The sequence below is a fragment of the Actinomyces sp. genome (genome assembly GCF_030524025.1).
Lineage (GTDB): Bacteria > Actinomycetota > Actinomycetes > Actinomycetales > Actinomycetaceae > Actinomyces.
The window spans coordinates 44,152-62,914 of the sequence record NZ_JAUNHI010000013.1; the positions used below are offsets into that span (position 1 = coordinate 44,152).

Sequence of the window (18,763 nt, forward strand, 5' to 3'; positions counted from 1 at the left end):
GTACGAACTCACTGTAGACGGCCGACCTGATAGGAGCCAGGGCGTGCGGTGAGCGTCCCCCCGCACGGCGGCAGGACACCGGTGGGACAGGGCGGGAGCGCCGCAGGGGAGCAGCCCGGGAGCCGGGTGGGAGGCGGCTGTGTCCGGGGCGGTTGTTGCGTGTCGCAGCCGGGCGCTACGATGACAGGAGATCGAACAAGTGTTCGATCGAGTGTTCTGTGTCGAGTGGTCGGTTCTCTGCGAGGTGCCGGGTGTTCCCGGGCCCCGGCCCGGCACGCGGCGTGAGGAGGGCGGAGACTATGGGCTCAGCTCCCGCCGCTGACGCGGCGAGCGGCCGGGCGGGGGACCGCCTGGCGGCCGCCCGTGCCGCACTCACCCTGGCCGAGCAGCGCACGGGCCTGCGCGGCCCCCGGGAGCGCGAGGTCCAACGGGCCCTGGCCCGCGCCCTGGACGGGGCCGGACCGGATGCCGCCGAAGGCGCCTGGCTCGAGGTCGGCGCGGACACCGCCGGAGTGCTCAGCCTGGACGGATCGGTGTGCGCCCTGCTGGCCGCGGCCGCCCGCAGGCAGGGCGAGCAGGGGTGGTGCGCCGTCGTCGGCTGCGAGGGGATCGGGTGGGCCGCCGCGGCGGAGGTGGGGCTGGTCCTGGGCAGGGTCATGACCGTGCGGGGTGAGGACCTCGACCCGTCCACCGCCCTGGCGGTCACCAGCACCCTGCTCGACGGCGTCGACGTCCTCCTGCTGTCCCCCGGGGTGGTGGACATGCTTCGCCCGCGGGACCGGCACAGCCTGCTGGCGCGGGCCCGTGAGCGCCGTGCCCTCATCCTCACCCCCGCCCCCTGGGAGGGGGCCAGGCGCCTGAGCGCCCGCCTGGCGGATGTCGACCAGAGCCTGTGGGGGCAGGAGCCCGCGGCCCGGCTGCCGCCGGCCGCGGACCACCGGCGGCCTGGGGCCGGTGTGGCGCGGGTCGTCGAGCTGCGCGCCGCCGCGCGCGAGATGCCCGGCGGGCGGGTCCGCGCCCTGACCTGGTCCCTGCTCGAGGCCGCGCGTCCCGGGACCTCCTGGAGGTTGAGGGTCGGGGCCGAGGGCGCGTACGCCGAGGCGGGTCCCCTGTGAGCACCGACGCCCCTCCGGGGCCGGTCCTCCCGCGGCTCGTGGCGGTCTGGGTCCCCGACTGGCCCGTCGTGGCCCTGACCCTCGAGGCGCGTGAGAGGCGGTCGGGGCGCTCCCGCGGCGAGGCCTCCGTGCCCGACCCGGCGCTCGAGCCCGTGGCCGTCATCGGCGGCCGGGGGGTCGTGGCGGCCTCCGCGCCGGCGCGCGCCGCCGGGGTGCGCGTGGGCATGCGCCTGCGCGTGGCCCGCTCCCTGTGCACGGACCTGGTCGTCCTGCACCCCCGGCCCGAGCGCGAGGCCCGTGCCTTCGAGACGGTGATGGACTGCCTGTCCCAGGTCCTGGCCGATCCCCTCGTCATCCGCCCGGGCCTGGCGGTGTGCGGTGCCCGCGGCCCGGCCCGCTGGGTCGGCGGGGAGGAGGAGCTGGCCGAGGCCCTTGTCGAGGCGGTCGCGCAGGGCTCGGGTGCCGAGTGCCAGGTGGGGGTGGCCGACTCCCTGCCCGCGGCGGTGCTGGCGGCGCGCCGGGGCTGCCTCGTGGCCCCCGGCCACAGCCCGGAGTTCCTGGCCCCCTGGCCGCTGGAGGCCGCCCTGTCCTGCCTGCCCACCTCGCGACAGCGCGAGGAGGCGCGCGACCTCATTGAGGTCCTGGCCCGGCTGGGGCTGCACACCCTGGGGGACCTGGCGGCACTGCCCCGGCGCGATGTCTCCGCACGTTTCGGCCCGGTGGGCGAGCACCTCCACCGCCTGGCCGCAGCGGCACCGGGACCGGTGCCACGCACGACTCGGCCCGCGACCGACGTGTCGGTCGACTCCGTTCTCGACCCTCCTGTGGCCCGTGCCGACGCCGCGGCCTTCGCCGCCCGAACGCTGGCCGAGTCCCTGGCCGACCGTCTGGTCTCCCGGGGCCTGGCCGCGGGCCGTCTGCTGGTGGAGGCGCGCTGCGAGGACGGTGCCGAGCTGGCCAGGTCGTGGATGCTCGAGACCACACCGACCCCGGCGGAGCTGACCGACCGGGTGCGCTGGCAGCTCGAGGGGTGGCTCGCGGGACGCTCGGGCCGGGCCCCGGCCTCGCCCCTGGCGGGCCTGCGCCTCAGCGCGCTCGAGCTCGTGCCCGCCGGCGCCTCACAGGTCGGGCTGTGGTCGGCGCCGGGGGACCGGAGCCGTCGGCGCGCCCGCCGCGCGGCCGAGCGCGTCGAGTCCCTCCTGGGAGCCGGCGCCCTCCAGACCCCCCTGGTCGTCGAGGGACGCGACCCCCGCTCGCGCGCCCGCATGCTCGACTGGGACGCGCCGGCTCCCCCCGTCGGCCGGGGAGCGCCCTGGACCGGGTCCCTGCCGGAGCCCTCGCCCTCCCTCATCCTGCCCAGGCCCCTGCCCGCGCTCCTGGAGGGGGCACCGGGTCAGGAGGTCGGCGTGAGCGCCGAGGGGCAGCTCGAGGCCGACCCGGCCCTTTTGACCGTCCTGCCCGACCCCGGCGAGCCGGGCGGCGTCCCCGCGGGCAGCGGGCCGGGGGCGGGCTGGTCGCAGGGAGTCGTGCCTCCCGGCGGGACGCGGGTCCTGGCCTGGGCGGGGCCCTGGGCCATGGACGAGTGCTGGTGGCGCCCCGCAGGACCCTCGCGACGCGCCTACCTTCAGGTGCTCACCGAGGAGGGGCCCCGCTTCTGCTCGTGCGTGCCGGCCGGTGGTGGGTCGAGGGGGTGTACTCCTGATCCCGCCGGCCGCGCCCCACGCGCCCAGCCCCGTCAGGACACTGATGGGCGGAGGGCCGGGCGACGCCGCTCCCGGACCGCCATCGTGGCCAGGGCCACGAGGCACAGCCAGGCCACGCCGATCGACCAGCCGGCCAGGACATCGGTGAGCCAGTGGTAGGCCAGGTAGATCCGCGACAACCCCACCATGACCGTGACCACCGCGGCCGCCAGGGCCGCGACGAGCTTGCGTCGACGCGGCACCGTGGCGAAGACGACGAAGCCGGCCAGGGTGCCGGCGAAGACCGCCGTGTTGAAGGAGTGCCCGGAGGGGAAGGAGTAGCTCGAGGCGGCGTCGCCCAGGAGCAGCGCGGTGCTCGGACGGGCCCGGCCGAAGATGATCTTGAGCACGACGGTCAGCAGTGAGGAGCCGAGCATCGCCGCCACGAGGACGAGGGCGTGGGTGCGTCGCCCCCGCCACAGGAAGGCGGCGGCGCCCAGCGCGGTCAGCACCGTCAGGCCCACGGTTCCACCCAGGTGGGTGAAGAACCACGCCACAACGGTGGCCGGGCCGTTGCGCCCGGCCACCGCCCAGCTCGTCACCGACGGGTCGTAGAAGGCCAGGTCGTCGGCCTCGACGGCGCTGTCCGCCAGCCAGGCGAAGACGGCCAGGGCCCCAGCCGCGCCCACGGCGAGGAGCGCAGCCGCGGGGGTGCGCCACGAGGCGGGCAGCCGGGACAGGAGGGGGTGGGAGGCGACGGGCATGGGCCGCACAGTATCCGAGTCTCACGGCGAGCCCGCACGGGAGACCCGCCCAGACCCGCGGGCGTGACCAGGACCTCCTCGGGCGCGGTGCGGCCCCGGCCGCGGCGGCACGGGTAGCATCGGCGCCGACCACTGCGGGCCCGACCCGTGTGATGATCGCAAGGAGACGGCGTGGCCAAGCTCTACTTCCGCTACGGCGCCATGAACTCGGGCAAGACGACCAGTCTGCTCCAGACGGCCCACAACTACGAGGAGAGGGGGCAGACGGTCCTCATCATCAAGGCCTCCATCGACACCAAGGGCGAGGACGCGGTCGTCTCTCGCCTGGGGGTGTCCCGGCGTGTCGACCTGTTGGTCTCGGCCTCGGAGGACCTCGGTGCCCGCGTGCGCGAGCGGGTCCTTGCTCACGGGGGCCGGCCCGTCCAGGGCGCGCTGGGCCGGGCGGTGGACTGCATCCTGGTCGACGAGGCCCAGTTCCTCACGGCCGCGCAGGTCGACCAGCTCATGGCGATCGCGCTTGTGGAGGACGTGCCCGTCCTGGCCTACGGCATCCGCACCGACTTCCGCACCGTCAGCTTCCCCGGCTCGCGCCGTCTGCTGGAGATCGCGCACTCCCTGGAGGAGCTCAAGACGATCTGCCGCTGCGGGCGCAAGGCGCTGTTCAACGCGCGCAGGGTCGCCGACGCCTTCGTCTTCGACGGCGACCAGGTGGCGATCGACGGGACCGACGTCACCTACGAGTCCCTGTGCGGCGCGTGCTATCTGGGGGCCGGCGGACGCCTGTCCGGGTAACCGGGTGAGGGCGCCCCGCAGGAGCGGGCTTCTCATCCGTGCTTGTATGTGCCCGAGTACAAGGGTTAGCGTGAGGCATGGCCGTCGTGTACGCCCTCATCGCCGACATCGTCGGCTCCCGCCGCCTGCCCGACCGGGCCCGCGCGCAGGACTCGATCATGTCCACCCTGACACAGGCCTGCGGGGGCCTGGCGATGACCCAGGCGCCGTACGCCACCGTCGGGGACGAGTTCCAGGCCGTGGCCGCCGACCTGGCGGCCGCCCTGACCATGACGCTGCGCACGCACCTGCTCCTCCCCGAGGGCCTGGCACTGCGCTTCGGGGTGGGGGCGGGGGAGGTCTCCGCGCTGTCCACGGGGCAGGGCGCCCCCATCCAGGACGGGTCCGCCTGGTGGGCGGCCCGCGACGCCGTCGACCTCGCCCACGGCCTCCAGGCGCGGGGCCGGTCCTTCGCGCGCACCTGGCTGCGCGTGGCCGACGGCGCCGAGAAGTCGGTGGCCTCCGGGGAGTCCGGGGAGTCGGTGGTCAACGCCATGCTCCTCCTGCGCGACCAGGCGACGGCCAGGATGCGCCCCCGACAGCGCCGGGTGCTCGCGGGCCTGCTCATGGGCGGCACCCAGGTCGAGGTCGCCCGGCGTGAGAGGCTGAGCCAGCAGGCTGTCTCCGACTTCGTGCGCGGCCCGGGCGCGGCCCTCCTGGAGGCGCAGTCCCTCATCGACAGCCTCACCGCCCCTGACCCCTGACCGTAGGAGGTATGGTCATGACCGCACTTCTCGCCCTGCTGCTGGGCATTGTCTCCCTGTCCGAGCCCCTGGCCGGCCTCGTCCCCGACAACAGGCGCGCCGTCGCCCGCATTGTCCCGGCGGTCCTGGCGATGATCACGGGCGCCGTCCTGTCCGCCGTGCTGGGCCTGGTGGCCTGGCAGGCGGGCATCGTGCTCCTCGTCCCCCTGGCGTGGCGCCTGTGGGAGGCCGCCGCCCCCGGACCCCGCCCGGAGCTCGCGCGCTGGGCCGCCGCCATCGGCGTGCTGGCCCTCAGTGCGGCCCTGACCGGTCCCATCGTCGAGCGCACGGCCGTCGCGGCCGCCGTCACGGGCGTCCTGCTGCTGCTCACCGCGCCGGCCAACACGGCGGTCACCTCGCTGCTGGCCGTCGCGGGGGCGGGGCAGGACGGTACCGGGACCCCGCCGCCCCAGGGCCCGCCACCGTCTCCGGCGGGACGCACGCCCTCCGGCCACCCGCTGCTGCTGAGCCGGGAGGTGCCGCCGCCGCCCATCGGCCCGATACTCCACGGCGGCCGGTGGATCGGCCCGCTGGAGCGGGTCCTGCTGCTTCTGCTGGCGGCCGGAGGCGCCCACGCGGCCGTCGCCGCGCTCGTGGCCGCCAAAGGCGTCATACGCTTCCCCGAGATCTCCAAGGACGACACCGGGGCCAAGGCCGAGGAGTTCCTCATCGGCTCCCTGGCGTCGTGGACGCTGGCCGTCCTGGGCGCGCTGCTCGTGTCCTCCTGAGGCCTGCCCGGGCTCGGGGTGGCCGGTGCCGGGGCGCGGCGCTCAGGCCCGGCCCAGGTCCGCCGTTGCCGGCTCCACCCCCGGGGCGCGGGTGACCAGCTTGTGCCCCCACCACAGGGCGAAGAAGAAGGGCACGCCGACATAGGACATGAGGACCTCGCCCACGGGTGTCCCCGAGGTCAGGGGCTCGTAGGCCTGGCCCGCGATGATCGCCGTGCAGGCCACGAGTGCGACCACGGCGCCGGCGGGGAAGAACCGCGCGCGGTAGGGCAGCGTGCGCAGGTCCCGTCCCTGGGCCCGCAGGGCCGCGCGGAACCTCCAGTGGCACCAGGAGATGCCCGCCCAGGTGATGAAGCCCGCCAGCGCCGAGACCGTCAGCAGCAGCTCGTAGGCGCGTCCATCGCCCACAAGCGAGGTGAGGAACCCCGTCAGCCCGACCAGCGTTGTGGCCACCAGGGCGTTCATCGGCACCTGGTGGCGGCTCAGGCGGGTCAGGAAGCGTGGGGCGTGGCCGCGCTCGGCCAGGGCGAAGAGCATCCGGGTGGAGGAGTACAGCCCGGACGTCCCCGCCGAGAGCACCGAGGTGAGGATGACGGCGTTCATGATGCTGGCCGCGGCCAGGACGCCCGCCCGGTCGAAGATGAGCGTGAACGGGCTGATCGAGACGTTCTCCTCGGAGGAGTTGAGTAGGTTGGGGTCGGTGTAGGGGATGAGGAAGCCGATGACGGCGATCGCACCGACGTAGAACAGCAGGATCCGCCAGAAGATCGTGCGCACCGCCCGGGGGATGGTCGTCTCGGGGTTCTCCGCCTCACCTGCGGCCGTGCCGATCAGCTCGGTGCCCTGGAAGGAGTAGCCGGCCAGGAGTAGCACGACGAGCACGCCCGTGCCCCCGCCGACGAAGGGCGCCTCGCCGTCGGTCCAGTTGACGGTTCCCGGCGCCTGGCCGATGACCCCGGTGATCATCGCCACGCCCAGGGCGAGGAAGACGATGACGGCCGTGACCTTGATGGCGGCGAACCAGAACTCGGACTCGCCGTAGGCACGGGTCGACAGGGCGTTGATGCCGAACAGGATGAGCAGGAACAGGCCCGACCACACGATCGCGGGGACCTCCGGGAACCAGTACTTCATGACCAGGGCCGCCGCGACGAGCTCGGCGGCCACCGTGATCGCCCAGTTGAACCAGTAGTTCCAGCCGATCGCGAAGCCGAAGGAGGGGGGACACGAAGCGCGTGCCGTACTCCCCGAAGGACCCCGCCACGGGCAGGTAGGCGGCCATCTCGCCCAGGGACTGCATGATGAGCCACACCATGAGGCCGACGAGGCAGTAGGCGGCGAGCGCCCCTCCCGGGCCGGCCTGGGAGATGGTCGCTCCCGAGGCGACGAACAGGCCGGTGCCGATGGCGCCGCCGATGGCGATCATGTTGAGGTGCCGGGTGCGCAACGAGCGCCTCAGCCCCTGGTCGGGAAGCGGTGCGTCCCCGGGTCCGGGCGCATCGGGTGCGTGCTGCTCGTGCCGGTCGACCGAGGTGGAGGGCTGGGTGGTGCTCACGGGTGTTCCTGGTTCAGGGGATGTGGAGGGCGGGCCGTGCCCGCCTGTGTGGCACGGTAGCGGCCCGCCTGCGCGGCGGCCTCATCGTCTCAGGTCCCCGCGGCGGGCTGATTCGTGTCCCACACCCCCAGTAGAATGTACATGTGTTCGAATCCTGTGTGCCGGATCCGGCCGCCGGCCCGGGAGGGACGGGCCCATGACCCACCTGACCCACCGCTACGCCGAGCTCCACGCCCACTCGGCCTACTCCTTCCTCGACGGCGCCAACGAGCCCGAGGACCTCGCCGCCGCGGCGGTCGAGCTCGGCGTGGAGGCCCTGGCCCTGACCGACCACGACGGCATGCCCGGCATCGTCAAGCACGCCCAGGCGGGGCGGGCCCACGGGCTGCCCACGATCCACGGCGCCGAGCTCACCCTGTCCTGCGGCTCGCGCCTGCCGGTGCTGGCCCGCGACCCGCTGGGCTACCGCCGTCTGTGCGCGGCGATCTCCCAGCACAACCTCGAGGCCGGCAGCCGCACCGAGCCCGCCCACCGCCTCGAGGTCCTGGCCGAGGCGCTGAGGATCCCCGGCGCGGGGGGTGCGAGCAGCTGCCTGGTCCTGACCGGCACGGCCAACGGCCCTCTGCGCCGGGCCCTGGGCGACCCCGGCCGCCCAGAGGGCTGGGACCGGGGCGGGGCCGAGGCCCTCCTGGGGCGGATGGTCGAGCTCTTCGGCCCGGGGTCCCTGGCCGTCGAGCTCACCCTGGACGGCGGGCACACCGATGCCGCCCTCACCGCCGTCCTGTCCGACCTCGCCCGCACCCACGGTCTGCCGCTGGTCGCCACCGGGGCGGTGCGCTGCGCCCGGCCGGCCGACTCCCGCCTGGCCGACGTGCTGGCCGCCACTCGTCTGTCCACCGACCTGGAGGCCGCCCGCGGCCACCTGCCGGCCCTGGGCCGCTGGCTGCGCGGGCCCCAGGAGATGGCTCGTCTTCACCGGCGCGAGCCCCGCGCCGTCGGTCTCACCGCCGAGATCGCCCAGGACCTGGCCTTCGACCTGTCCCTGGTGGCCCCCGAGCTGCCCGCGCCCGAGGTCCCGCCCGGGCACACCCCCGCCTCCTGGCTGCGCGAGCTGACCCGACGCGGGGCGCTGAGCCGCTACGGCAGCCGCCAGGAGTACCGCCAGGCCTGGGAGGTCCTGGACCACGAGCTCGACACCATCGAGTCCATGGGCTTCCCCGGCTACTTCCTCATCGTGCGCTCCATCGTCGACTTCTGCCGGGACGCGGGGATCCTGTGCCAGGGGCGGGGCAGCGCCGCCAACTCCGCGGTGTGCTACGCGCTGGGCATCACCGCGGTGGACGCGGTGCGCCACAAGATGCTCTTCGAGCGCTTCTTGTCTCCGGGGCGCATGGGCTACCCCGACATCGACCTGGACATCGAGGCGTGCCGGCGCGAGGAGGTCATCCAGCACGTCTACGGCCAGTACGGGCGCCAGTGCGCGGCCCAGGTCGCCAACGTCATCTCCTACCGCCCCCGCTCGGCGGTACGTGACGCGGCCCGCGCCCTGGGCCACCCGGCCGGCCTCCAGGACGCCTGGGCGGGGCAGATGGACCGCTGGGGCTCGGTGCGCGCCGCCGAGCCGGGGGGCGGGGCCGGAGGCGGTGCCTCCCCCCGCTGTGCGGACGAGCCCCCGGAGCAGGTCCTCCAGGTCGCTGAGCGGCTCCTGCGCCTCCCGCGCCACCTGGGCATCCACTCCGGCGGGATGGTGCTGGCCGACCGCCCGGTCACCGAGGTCTGCCCGGTGCGTTGGGCGGCGATGGAGGGGCGCAGCGTCCTGCAGTGGGACAAGGACGACTGCGCCGCCGCGGGCCTGGTCAAGTTCGACCTCCTGGGGCTGGGGATGCTCACCGCCCTGCGCCTGGCCTTCACCTCCCTGGCCGAGCGCGGCGAGCGGGTCCCCGAGCCCGACGACGCCCACGATCCGGGGCGCGGGACGCTGAGGGCCGCCCAGTCCGGCAAGCCCTGGAGCCTGCACACCCTGCCCGAGGAGGACCCCGCGGTCTACCGGCTGCTGAGCGCCGCCGACACCGTGGGGGTCTTCCAGGTCGAGTCCCGTGCCCAGATGGCCACCCTGCCCCGTCTTCGTCCCGCCACCTTCTACGACATCGTGGTCGAGGTCGCCCTCATCCGGCCCGGCCCCATCCAGGGCAACGCCGTCAACCCCTACATCCGGCGCCGCCTGGGCCGCGAGAAGACCGACTTCCTCCACGACTCCCTGCGACCGGCCCTGACCAAGACCCTCGGGGTGCCGCTGTTCCAGGAGCAGCTCATGCAGATCGCCGTCGACGCCGCGGGCTTCAGCCCGGTCGAGGCCGACGCCCTGCGTCAGGCCATGGGCGCCAAACGCTCCACCGAGCGCATGGAGGCGTTGCACGGCCGCTTCGTCGAGGGGATGACCGCACGCGGGGCGGCGAAGGACGTGGCCGAGGCCGTCTTCGACAAGCTGCGCGCCTTCGCCGACTTCGGCTTCCCCGAGTCCCACGCCTTCTCCTTCGCCTACCTCGTCTATGCCTCGGCCTGGCTCAAGGTCCGCAAGCCCGAGGACTTCTACGCCGGGGTCCTGGCCGCTCAGCCCATGGGTTTCTGGTCCCCCCAGTCCCTTGTGGCCGATGCCCGCCGTCACGGGGTGCGTGTCCTGCCCGTCGACATCAACGCCTCCGCCCAGGAGGCCTCGGTGGAGCGCGTCGATGCGGCCGCCGGCCCCGCGCTGGACCACCCCCATGCCCTGAGTGAGCTCGACGTCCACCCCGGTCTGGCAGTGCGTCTGGGGATGGCACGCGTCAAGGGACTGGGGCGGCAGACCGCTGCCGCGCTCGTCTCCGAGCGCGAGGCCAACGGTCCGTACACCGATGTCGCCGACCTCGCGCGCAGGGTGCGTCTGAGCCGGGCGCGCCTCGAGGCCCTGGCCGCCTGCGGGGCACTGTCCTGCCTGGGGGTCGACCGGCGCGAGGCCTTGTGGGCCGCCGGGGTCCTGGCAGGCGAGTATGGGCAGCCCCACGCTCCGGTCCCCGTCAGCGCGGCGGCCTGGTACCAGCCTCCCCTGCCGGGCACCGCCGTCGGCGCCAGGGCCCCGCGGCTGACCGAGATGAGCCGTGCCGAGAAGCAGGCCGCCGACCTGAGCCTGACAGGGGTCGCCACCGAGGAGCACCCGATCGATCTCGTGCGCGAGCATCTCGCCGCCGCCGGGATCCTGCCCGTTGCGGAGGTCCTGGCGGCGACCGATGGGCAGCGGGTACGAGCCGCCGGGGTGGTCACCCACCGGCAGCGTCCCCACACGGCCTCGGGTATGATCTTCCTCAACCTCGAGGACGAGACCGGACTGCTTAACATCGTGTGCTCGGCGGGCCTGTGGCGGCGCTATCGGAGCGTGGGCCGCCGGGCCCGTGCGATTGTCGTGCGCGGCACCGTCGAGGCGGCCGATGGCGTCGTGGCCTTGCGTGCCGAGCGTCTCGAGGCGCTTCCCGGGGTCCTGTCCGCAGGCAGCCGGGACTGGTGCTGACAGGAGGCGGCCTCAATCCTCCTGAGCGGGGTAGGCGGGCAGCTCGCCGACCACCGGAGCATCCTTGACGTGCAGCTCTGAGTACACCGACCAGGCCACGCTGATGAGCGGCACCGCCACGATGGCGCCGAGCAGGCCCGCGGAGTAGGTGCCCACGGCCACACCGATGATGACGACCACGGGGTGCAGGGAGACCTGGCGCCCCATGATGAGCGGTTGGAGGATGTGGCCCTCGATCTGGCCGATGCCGGCAACGCCCAGGCACACGACGATCATCGTGACCACGCCGTCGGAGGCCAGCGCCACCATCATCGCGATGAGCATGGCGGCCGGGGCGCCGATGATCGGGATGAAGGCGCCGATGAACACGAGCACCGCCAGCGGTGCGGCCAGGGGCACCCCGACGATCTGGAGGAAGACTCCGGCCATGATCCCGTCGGTCAGTGCCAGGATGACCGTGCCACGGGCGTAGCCCGCGAAGGTGTACCACCCGGCTCCAGCGGCGCGGTGCACCGGCTCGCGCTGTTGGGAGGGCAGCTCGTTGAGGAACCAGCGCCACATCTTGCCCCCGGAGGCCAGGAAGAAGATCGTGGAGAACACCGCCAGTGCCAGGACCGCGAAGACGTCGACGACCGTCCCCGCGTTGGACAGGACCTCGGTGGCCAGAGTCGGAGCGTTGTCCTGGACGTAGTGCTGGCCCTGGGTCAACCACGCGTCGACCTGGCTCATCAGCTCGTCCTGGGTGAGGTGGACCGGCAGGGGCCCGTTCTCGAGGAAGTCGACGATCGTGGACACCCCGTCGGAGAACTGGGCGGCCAGGGAGTTCCACTGGTTGGTCACCGAGGACACGACGTAGGCCAGCAGACCAGCCACGAGGCCCAGGGCCGTGAGCAGGCCGAGGAAGGTCGCCGGGTAGCGCGGCATGACCCGGGCGAAGAGGTTGACCAGCGGCTGGAGGATCGAGGTGAGCACCAGGGCCATGAACACCCCGATGAACACCGGGACGATCCGCGAGGTCGCGAAGAACACGAGGCTGATGATGACGAGCAGCCCCAGAAGCAGCCAGGCGCCGACACCGCCCCGCACGAGCCAGGAGGGCAGGCTGTCCAGGACCCCGCTCGGGGTCCGGCCCCGCGAGCCGTCCTCTGCCGGTCGGCCGGGGGAGGAGGGCTCCTCCTCGTAGACCATCTGCTGGGCGAGAGCCGCGAGCCGGGCCTGCTCGGCACGGTCGATCGTGCGGTCCAGCGCGTCGCGCCCCGAGCGCAGGCGTCGCAGCAGTCCCAGGGGCGCCACCCGCATCCAGCCGGCCGTGGGAGCCACGGGGTGTGCGGGATGCTCGGCGTCCACGGGGTTCTCGGGGTTCTCGGAGTGCTCGCTCTGCGCGCTCACGACAGGGCCTCCGCGGTGAGCAGGGCAGCCAGGTCCGCCGGCCGTCGGGCCAGCCACTGGGCGTCGGCGAGCTCGACGGCGTCGCCGTAGCCCCACAGGACGCCGATGCTCTCCACGCCCGCCTCGCGCGCCCCGAGGGTGTCGTGGTCGCGGTCCCCGACGTGCACCACCCGGGAGGTGTCCGCCCCTGCTGCGTCAAGGCGGGCTAGAGCGCGTGCGATGACGGCGGCCTTCGAGCCGTCCCGGTCGCCGGGGCCTGCGCCACTGATGGCGGTGAACAGGGGAGACAGTCCCCAGTGGTCGAGGATGGCACGGGCCAGCTCCTCGTTCTTCGAGGTGGCCAGGGCCAGGGGGAGGCCCTGCCCGGCCAGGTCCCGCAGGAGGGGAACGACGCCCTCGTAGAGGGGGGCGTCGAGCATCCGCCCGCGGTAGAGACGCCGGTAGGTAGCCAGGGCTCGCTCGGTGGCGGGCGCGTCAAGGCCCGCGTATCCACCGAAGGTCGCCGACAGGGGCGGACCGACAAAGGTCATGAGGGTGTCGTGATCCGGGACGGGCACGCCGAACTCGGCGAACACGGTGCTCAGGGACTCCAGGATGACCGGGGCCGAGTCAGTGATCGTACCGTCCAGGTCCAGCAGCACGGCCGTGAACCGGCCAGCGGTGCCCGTCGTCATGGGGGTCGTCGTTGCGTCCACGCTTCCTGCCTCCGCTCTCCCTCGGTCTTCCAGTCGGCTGACGGGACGGTGCCAGCCTACTAGCGTGAGGGCCATGAGCACCGGTCCCTGCACCATGTCGTCCGACTCCGCTCCCCTCCGCCTGCCCTCCTCAACGGCACTGGGTCCTGGGCGGGGCCGCCAGCCCCGCCTCCTCATCGACGCACCCGCGGGTGCGGCGCAGATCTACCTTCACGGCGCCCACCTGACCTCCTGGGTGCCTCGTGGGGGCCGGGAGGTCATCTTCACGTCCCGGCAGGCCGCCTTCGATGGCGCCACCGCGATCCGCGGAGGCGTGCCCCTGTGCCTGCCGTGGTTCACCACGGGCATCGACGGGCAGCGGCGCCCCTCCCACGGCTGGGGACGCCTGCGCCAGTGGACCCTGCGCTCGGTCGAGCGGGAGCGCGACGGCTCGGTCCGGGTCCTGGCGGGGCTGGAGCACGACGGGTTGAGCCTGCTGTACGTCGCCCACGTGGGCCGTGAGCTCGAGCTGACCCTGTCCCTGCGCAACACAGGGCAGGAGGCGCGCCAGGTCGAGGCGGCGCTGCACACTTACCTGGCCGTCGGCGACGTGACCGCGGTCGAGGTCACCGGCCTGGAGGGCGCCACCTACTCCGACGGCGTCGAGGGGACCTTCGGCGACCTCCAGGACGGGCCGGTGCGGGTGCGCGGACCGATCGACCGGATCTACTCCTCCTCCTCGGGGCCGGTGACGGTCAGCGACCCCGCCGGCGGGCGCCGGATCGTCGTGTCGGGCTCCAACGCCCCTAACACCGTCGTGTGGAACCCGTGGCGGAGCGGGGCGGCCGCGATGGCCGACATGGCAGACGACGAGTTCGCCTCGATGCTGTGCGTGGAGAGCGCCGCGGTGCGCGACGACGCCAGGCTCCTCAGTCCGGGGGAGGCGACCACCCTGGGGACCCGGGTGGAGGTGCTGGCCCTGTGAGACCGTGCGGGAGGGCGCCGGGCTGGTCCCGGAAACAGGCCGCCCATGCCCTTGTGATGCATGGCACCGGACCTGATGTGCACCCCGCGTCAGGGGCGTGCTAAGTTTCTCACCGTCCCGGCGGGCTCGCGCCTGCCGGGGACTGACAACTGAAGTCCGAGTGGCGGAATAGGTAGACGCGCTAGCTTGAGGTGCTAGTGCCTTATTAAACGGGCGTGGGGGTTCAAGTCCCCCCTCGGACACCGTGAGAACGGGCCCTGGCCCAGGAGATCTCCTGGGCCAGGGCCCGTTCCCGCTGTGGTTGAGCGCTACACTCACCTTGTTCCGCCAGACCCCGAAGGACCACACCGCTGTGACCACCGACAACCCGCGGCGCCCACGAGCCCTTGTCAAGGCCCGCGTGGCCGTCTATCTCACCTTCCTGGCCAACGGCCTGGGCTTTTCCAACCTCGTGCCGCGCTATCCCGAGATCCTCGAGGACCTGGGCATGACGAAGAGTGCGTTCGGACAGGCCGTCATGTTCGGCTCGATCGGGGCGCTCGTCGCCGGACTGGCCGCCTCCTGGCTCATCACGCGCCTGACCTCCGCCCGGGTGGCCTCGATCGGCATGATGGTCCTCGGGCTGGGCCTGCTGGGGGCAGGTGTCGCCGACTCCTGGCCGGCCTTCGCCGTGTGCCTGGCCTGGGTGGGCGGAGTCGACGCCATCGTCGACGTCGCCCAGAACGCCCACGGCCTGCGCGTCGAGCGCCGCTGGGGAGGCTCGATCATCACGAGCTTCCACGCCGCCTGGTCCCTCGGCGCCGTGCTGGGCGCCACGATGGGGCAGGTCATGGCAGGGGCCGGCGTGCCCGTCGCGCTGCATATGGCGCTCGTCCTGGCGCTGCTGTCCGTCGTGGCCGGGCTGGCGCTGCCGTGGACCATCAAGGGCCCCGACTCCCAGGACCGTGAGGGGCTGCTCGAGGGCGACCTCACCCCGCCGGGTCGGGTCACGCCCGGTGCCGAGCCTGCGTCGGCCCGGTCGCGGCCGGTGACGGTGGCCATCATCATCGTCCTGGGACTCATGTGCGCGGCGGCGATGTTCCCCGAGGACGTCGCCGGCAGCTGGTCCTCCCTCCTGCTGGCCGAGCAGGGGGCCGCACCGGGGGCGGTCGGCATGGGGCTCGTGTCGCTGCAGGGCACGATGATCGTGGGACGGCTCGTGGGGGACGTGGTCATCGACCGGCTGGGACCCCGCCGGGTCATCGGCGGCGGGGGTCTGCTCGTGGCCGTGGGCATGGTGATTGCCCTGGTCCTCGGGTCGGTGCCCGGCACGCTGATCGGAATGGTGATCGCTGGCGTCGGCTGCGCGGTGGCCGTGCCGGTGGCCTACGCCGCCGCGGATGACATCCCGGGCCTGCGGCCAGGGCAGGGCCTGACGATCGTCTCCTGGTTGGCTCGGGTCATCATGCTCGTCTCCCCGCCGGTCATTGGGTGGTTCGCCGACGCGCACGGCACGTGGGTCGCTCTTGTCTACGGACTGGTAGGAGGAGCCATCCTCGCGATCAGCTGGCCGGTGCTGCGCCGCCGTAGCCCGGCGAGAGCCGCCTCTTGAGCGTGCCTGGGACGACACAGGGCCCGTGAGGCAGGCCTGACGGGCCGCCGGTGACCGGTCGATAGCATGGCGGCATGGAGTCCTTCGAGATCCGAGTCCCGGCCTCGCCGTCTCGCGGCGCCCCCGAGCTCGTCCTGTCCCGCCCCACCGAGGGCGATGTCGAGCGCATCGCGCAGATATGCCGGGACCCGGACATCCAGGAGTGGACCTGTGTCCCGCGCGACTACAGCCAGCAGGACGCCGAGTCCTTCATCACCGAGGTCGTCGACCCCGGCTGGGAGGACGGCACCGAGTTGACCTGGGGCGTCCGGGAGGTCGACGCCGACGGGGCGGTGCGGCTCGTGGGCATGCTCGGCGTGAGGACCGCGGTCTCCGGCCGCGGCGAGATCGGCTTCTGGCTCGCCCCGGAGGCGCGGGGGCGAGGCACGATCCTGCGCGCCGCCCGCGCCGTCATCGACAAGGTCTTCGACCCGCAGGGCCCCGTGGGGCTCGCGGCGCTGGGCTGGGCCTGCGACATCCACGACGGGGTGCCGAACTGGGACTCCTGGCGTGTCGCCTGGCGCCTGGGCTTCCTCAAGGAGGCCCGCCGCCGTCGTTACCTGGGCAACAAGGGCGAGCTCACGGACGGCTGGGTCGCTACTCTGCTGGCCGAGGACCCCCGCCAGCCCCGGGCGCCCTGGGACGGTCCCCTGCCCGCCTCCACCGAGCCGACCGGCCGTGGCAACGGCACCTCGCGCACCGCCGGTCGGCGCACGCCCCTGGTGGACCAGGCCGGCGTCGGCGAGCGCGAGGGGGACGATCCCGAGGCCCTCGTGCGTCAGTTCCACAAGGTCTATGGCCTGCCGGTGCGTGTCGACGGGGCGAGCCTGGAGCGCGAGAGCCTCCACATGCGCATGGGTCTTGTCGCCGAGGAGTTCGCCGAGCTGACCGGGGCGGTCTATGGCCAGGCGGCCAGGGAGGAGATCGAGGCGGCCTTCGTCCGCGCGGTCGGAGCCGACGATGGCACCCGCGACACCGTCGAGGCCGCCGACGCGCTGGCCGACCTCGTCTACGTCATCTATGGGATGGCCCTGGAGACCGGCATCGACCTCGCCGCGGTGCTCACTGAGGTCCAGCGCTCCAACATGTCCAAGCTCGGTGCCGACGGGCTCCCCATCTACCGCGAGGACGGCAAGGTCCTCAAGGGCCCGGACTACTTCCCGCCCGACGTCGCCGGTGTTCTGGGACTCTAGGACCCTGGAGCCGGTGGTCGCCAAGCGGGCAAGGCCGGCCGGTGCGCTGATGGCGGGCGTGCCAGGAGAACTGACATCGCCTCACTTTACTGTACTGTACGTACAGTAAAGTTCTGGTCGTGACCACCGTATCCGCTCCTCCCCGCCCCCGCGACTGGGCGGCACTGACCGTCTTGACTCTGGCGGTTCTCATCCTGACCATCGACTCCACGGTGCTGTCCTTGGCGATCCCCTCCTTGTCCGCGGACCTGGCGCCCAGTGCCACCCAGCTGCTGTGGATCGGGGACATCTACTCCTTCGCCCTGGCTGGTCTCCTGGTCACGATGGGCAATGTCGCCGACAGGATCGGGCGCCGTCGGCTCCTGCTGGCCGGGACGGTGGGCTTCGGCCTGTCCAGCGTGCTGGCGGCCCTCGCCCCCAGCGCGACGGCGCTGATCGCCGCCCGCGCCCTGCTGGGCGTCAGTGGGGCCACGATCATGCCCTCAACCCTGTCCCTCATCCGCAACATCTTTCCCGATCCACGGCACCGCGGCACAGCCATCGCCATCTGGTCGGCCGGAACCGCCGGGGGCACCGCGCTGGGCCCGCTCGTGGGGGGCTACCTCCTCGAGCACTTCTGGTGGGGGAGCGTGTTCCTCATCAACGTCCCCGTCATGCTGCTCGTTCTGAGCACCGGGCTGTGGCTCCTGCCCGAGTCGCGCAACACCGCCGGCTCACCGGTGGACCTGACTTCTGCGGCGCTGTCGGTGGGCACGATCGTCCCACTGGTCTACGCCGTCAAGTCCGTGGCGCACGACGGCGTGACGCTGCCGGGCGTCGCCGCGCTCGTGACGGGCCTCGTGCTCGGACGGATCTTCGTGCGGCGTCAGCGGGTCCTGCCCACGCCGCTGATCGACGTGGCCCTGTTCCGCAACCCGGGGTTCACCTGGGCCGTCCTGGCGGGCTTCATGGCGATCTTCGCCCTGGCCGGGCTGTTCTACTTCTTCAGCCAGTATCTCCAGCTCGTGCGGGAGTACCCCACGCTCACAGCGGGGCTGGCCGAGCTGCCCAACTCCGCGGCGTCCATCCTTGTCGTGGTCCTCGTCGGCAGACTCGTTGTGGGGATCGGTCAGGGTCGCACCCTGGGCCTCGGCCTGGGGATGTGCGCCGTGGGTCTGCTGAGCCTGGCGCTGGCCGAGGGGGCGCCGGGCTTCACCTTCCTGGCGGTGAGCCTGGCGGTCATCGGTGCGGGTGTCGGCCTCGCCTTCGCCGTGGCCACCGGAGCGGTCCTCAGCGCGGTGCCCGCCTCCCGGGCAGGTGCGGCCTCGGCGATCTCGGAAACCGCCTTCGAGCTCGGCGCGGCCATGGGCATCGCCGTGCTCGGCACGGTCCAGGACCTGGGCTACCGCATCCGCCTGGGAGGCGTCGATGACGCGGTCCCGGCACCTGTCGAACAGGCTGCCGAGCAGTCCCTGGCGACACTGGCCGGGGCGGTCGACAGACGTGACGCCGCCCAGGCCGGGCTCTACCTCCAGGCCCAGGACGCCTTCGCCCAGGCGATGCAGGCCACCGCATGCCTGGCAGCACTCGTTGTGGCCTTCGCCGCCGTCATGGCCTGGTTCCGCGTTCCCGCGGGCGAGGGACTCGGCGCAGGACCCGTGCGGCGTCGACGCCGCCCAGCAGCAGGACCCGAGTGCGAGAAGCAGGGGGAGTCATGAGGAGATCGAACAGGGACAGGATCGTTGCGGGCGCCTTGGAGCTCGCGGGGCGCAAGGGCTACGACCACCTCACCTTCGAGGCGGTGGCCGAGCACACCGGGCTGACGCGCGGCGGCGTCGTCTACCACTTCCACAACCGGGAGTCCCTCATCGAGGCCATCGCCGACCACCTTCTCGACCGGTGGAGGACGCAGGCCCTGACCGCCCTGGGCAAGCCCTTCGACTCGGCCACCCGC

General features: G+C 73.2%; 13 protein-coding genes, 1 tRNA gene and 2 pseudogenes. 12 read left to right on the forward strand and 4 right to left on the reverse strand.

Going from position 1 to position 18,763, the window contains the following annotated elements:
- Nucleotides 1–299 precede the first annotated feature (299 nt).
- Nucleotides 300–1,115: a hypothetical protein gene (locus tag Q4C85_RS06745; RefSeq protein ID WP_303140788.1), complete on the forward strand. Its 816-nt coding sequence runs from the start codon at nt 300–302 to the stop codon at nt 1,113–1,115.
- A 179-nt stretch (nt 1,116–1,294) separates the two neighbouring features.
- Nucleotides 1,295–2,185, forward strand: a pseudogene (locus Q4C85_RS11780) (DNA polymerase Y family protein); the annotation flags it as partial.
- 665 nt (nt 2,186–2,850) lie between these two features.
- Here Q4C85_RS11780 and Q4C85_RS06755 read toward each other — a convergent pair.
- Nucleotides 2,851–3,561, reverse strand: a complete 711-nt coding sequence (locus Q4C85_RS06755; RefSeq protein ID WP_303140790.1) for a phosphatase PAP2 family protein — start codon at nt 3,559–3,561, stop codon at nt 2,851–2,853.
- Nucleotides 3,562–3,732: 171 nt separating this feature from the next.
- On the opposite strand from Q4C85_RS06755, the gene Q4C85_RS06760 reads away from it, so the two are divergent.
- From Q4C85_RS06760 to Q4C85_RS06770, 3 genes are all read left to right on the forward strand, one after another.
- The gene (locus tag Q4C85_RS06760) at nt 3,733–4,353 is read left to right on the forward strand and encodes a thymidine kinase (RefSeq protein WP_303140791.1); all 621 of its coding nucleotides are present in this window, start codon (nt 3,733–3,735) and stop codon (nt 4,351–4,353) included.
- A 77-nt stretch (nt 4,354–4,430) separates the two neighbouring features.
- Nucleotides 4,431–5,096 (forward strand): SatD family protein, encoded by a 666-nt coding sequence (locus Q4C85_RS06765; RefSeq protein WP_303140793.1) that lies wholly within the window; start codon nt 4,431–4,433, stop codon nt 5,094–5,096.
- A gap of 17 nt (nt 5,097–5,113) precedes the next feature.
- The gene (locus tag Q4C85_RS06770) at nt 5,114–5,863 is read left to right on the forward strand and encodes a beta-carotene 15,15'-monooxygenase (RefSeq protein WP_303140795.1); all 750 of its coding nucleotides are present in this window, start codon (nt 5,114–5,116) and stop codon (nt 5,861–5,863) included.
- A gap of 42 nt (nt 5,864–5,905) precedes the next feature.
- Here Q4C85_RS06770 and Q4C85_RS06775 read toward each other — a convergent pair.
- Nucleotides 5,906–7,322: pseudogene (locus tag Q4C85_RS06775) on the reverse strand (amino acid permease).
- 292 nt (nt 7,323–7,614) lie between these two features.
- Here Q4C85_RS06775 and Q4C85_RS06780 point away from each other — a divergent pair.
- On the forward strand, nt 7,615–10,959 hold the full coding sequence (locus Q4C85_RS06780; RefSeq protein ID WP_303140797.1) for an error-prone DNA polymerase: 3,345 nt from the start codon (nt 7,615–7,617) through the stop codon (nt 10,957–10,959).
- Between the two features lie 12 nt (nt 10,960–10,971).
- Here the strand turns inward: Q4C85_RS06780 and Q4C85_RS06785 are convergent, their stop codons facing one another.
- Entirely contained in the window at nt 10,972–12,258 is a 1,287-nt protein-coding gene (locus Q4C85_RS06785; RefSeq protein ID WP_303140816.1) for an AI-2E family transporter, read from the reverse strand.
- 86 nt (nt 12,259–12,344) lie between these two features.
- Nucleotides 12,345–13,043 carry an HAD hydrolase-like protein gene (locus tag Q4C85_RS06790; RefSeq protein ID WP_303140798.1) on the reverse strand — a complete coding sequence of 233 codons (699 nt, stop codon included), beginning with the start codon at nt 13,041–13,043 and terminating at the stop codon, nt 12,345–12,347.
- 73 nt (nt 13,044–13,116) lie between these two features.
- Here Q4C85_RS06790 and Q4C85_RS06795 point away from each other — a divergent pair, with 73 nt between their 5' ends.
- The 6 genes from Q4C85_RS06795 to Q4C85_RS06820 form a co-directional block, all read left to right on the forward strand.
- Complete coding sequence (locus Q4C85_RS06795; protein ID WP_303140800.1) at nt 13,117–14,007, forward strand: D-hexose-6-phosphate mutarotase; 891 nt, start codon at nt 13,117–13,119, stop codon at nt 14,005–14,007.
- 154 nt (nt 14,008–14,161) lie between these two features.
- Nucleotides 14,162–14,249: transfer RNA gene (locus Q4C85_RS06800), tRNA-Leu, on the forward strand.
- 110 nt (nt 14,250–14,359) lie between these two features.
- A complete protein-coding gene (locus tag Q4C85_RS06805) occupies nt 14,360–15,598 on the forward strand; it encodes an MFS transporter (RefSeq protein WP_303140802.1) in 1,239 nt (412 codons plus the stop codon).
- A gap of 74 nt (nt 15,599–15,672) precedes the next feature.
- Nucleotides 15,673–16,830, forward strand: coding sequence for a bifunctional GNAT family N-acetyltransferase/nucleoside triphosphate pyrophosphohydrolase family protein (locus tag Q4C85_RS06810; protein ID WP_303140803.1), 1,158 nt, complete (start codon nt 15,673–15,675; stop codon nt 16,828–16,830).
- Between the two features lie 119 nt (nt 16,831–16,949).
- On the forward strand, nt 16,950–18,527 hold the full coding sequence (locus tag Q4C85_RS06815) for an MFS transporter (protein WP_303140804.1): 1,578 nt from the start codon (nt 16,950–16,952) through the stop codon (nt 18,525–18,527).
- Nucleotides 18,524–18,763 (forward strand): TetR/AcrR family transcriptional regulator (locus Q4C85_RS06820; protein ID WP_303140805.1); only part of this gene is annotated, 240 nt, incomplete at its 3' end. The genes Q4C85_RS06815 and Q4C85_RS06820, both read left to right, overlap by 4 nt.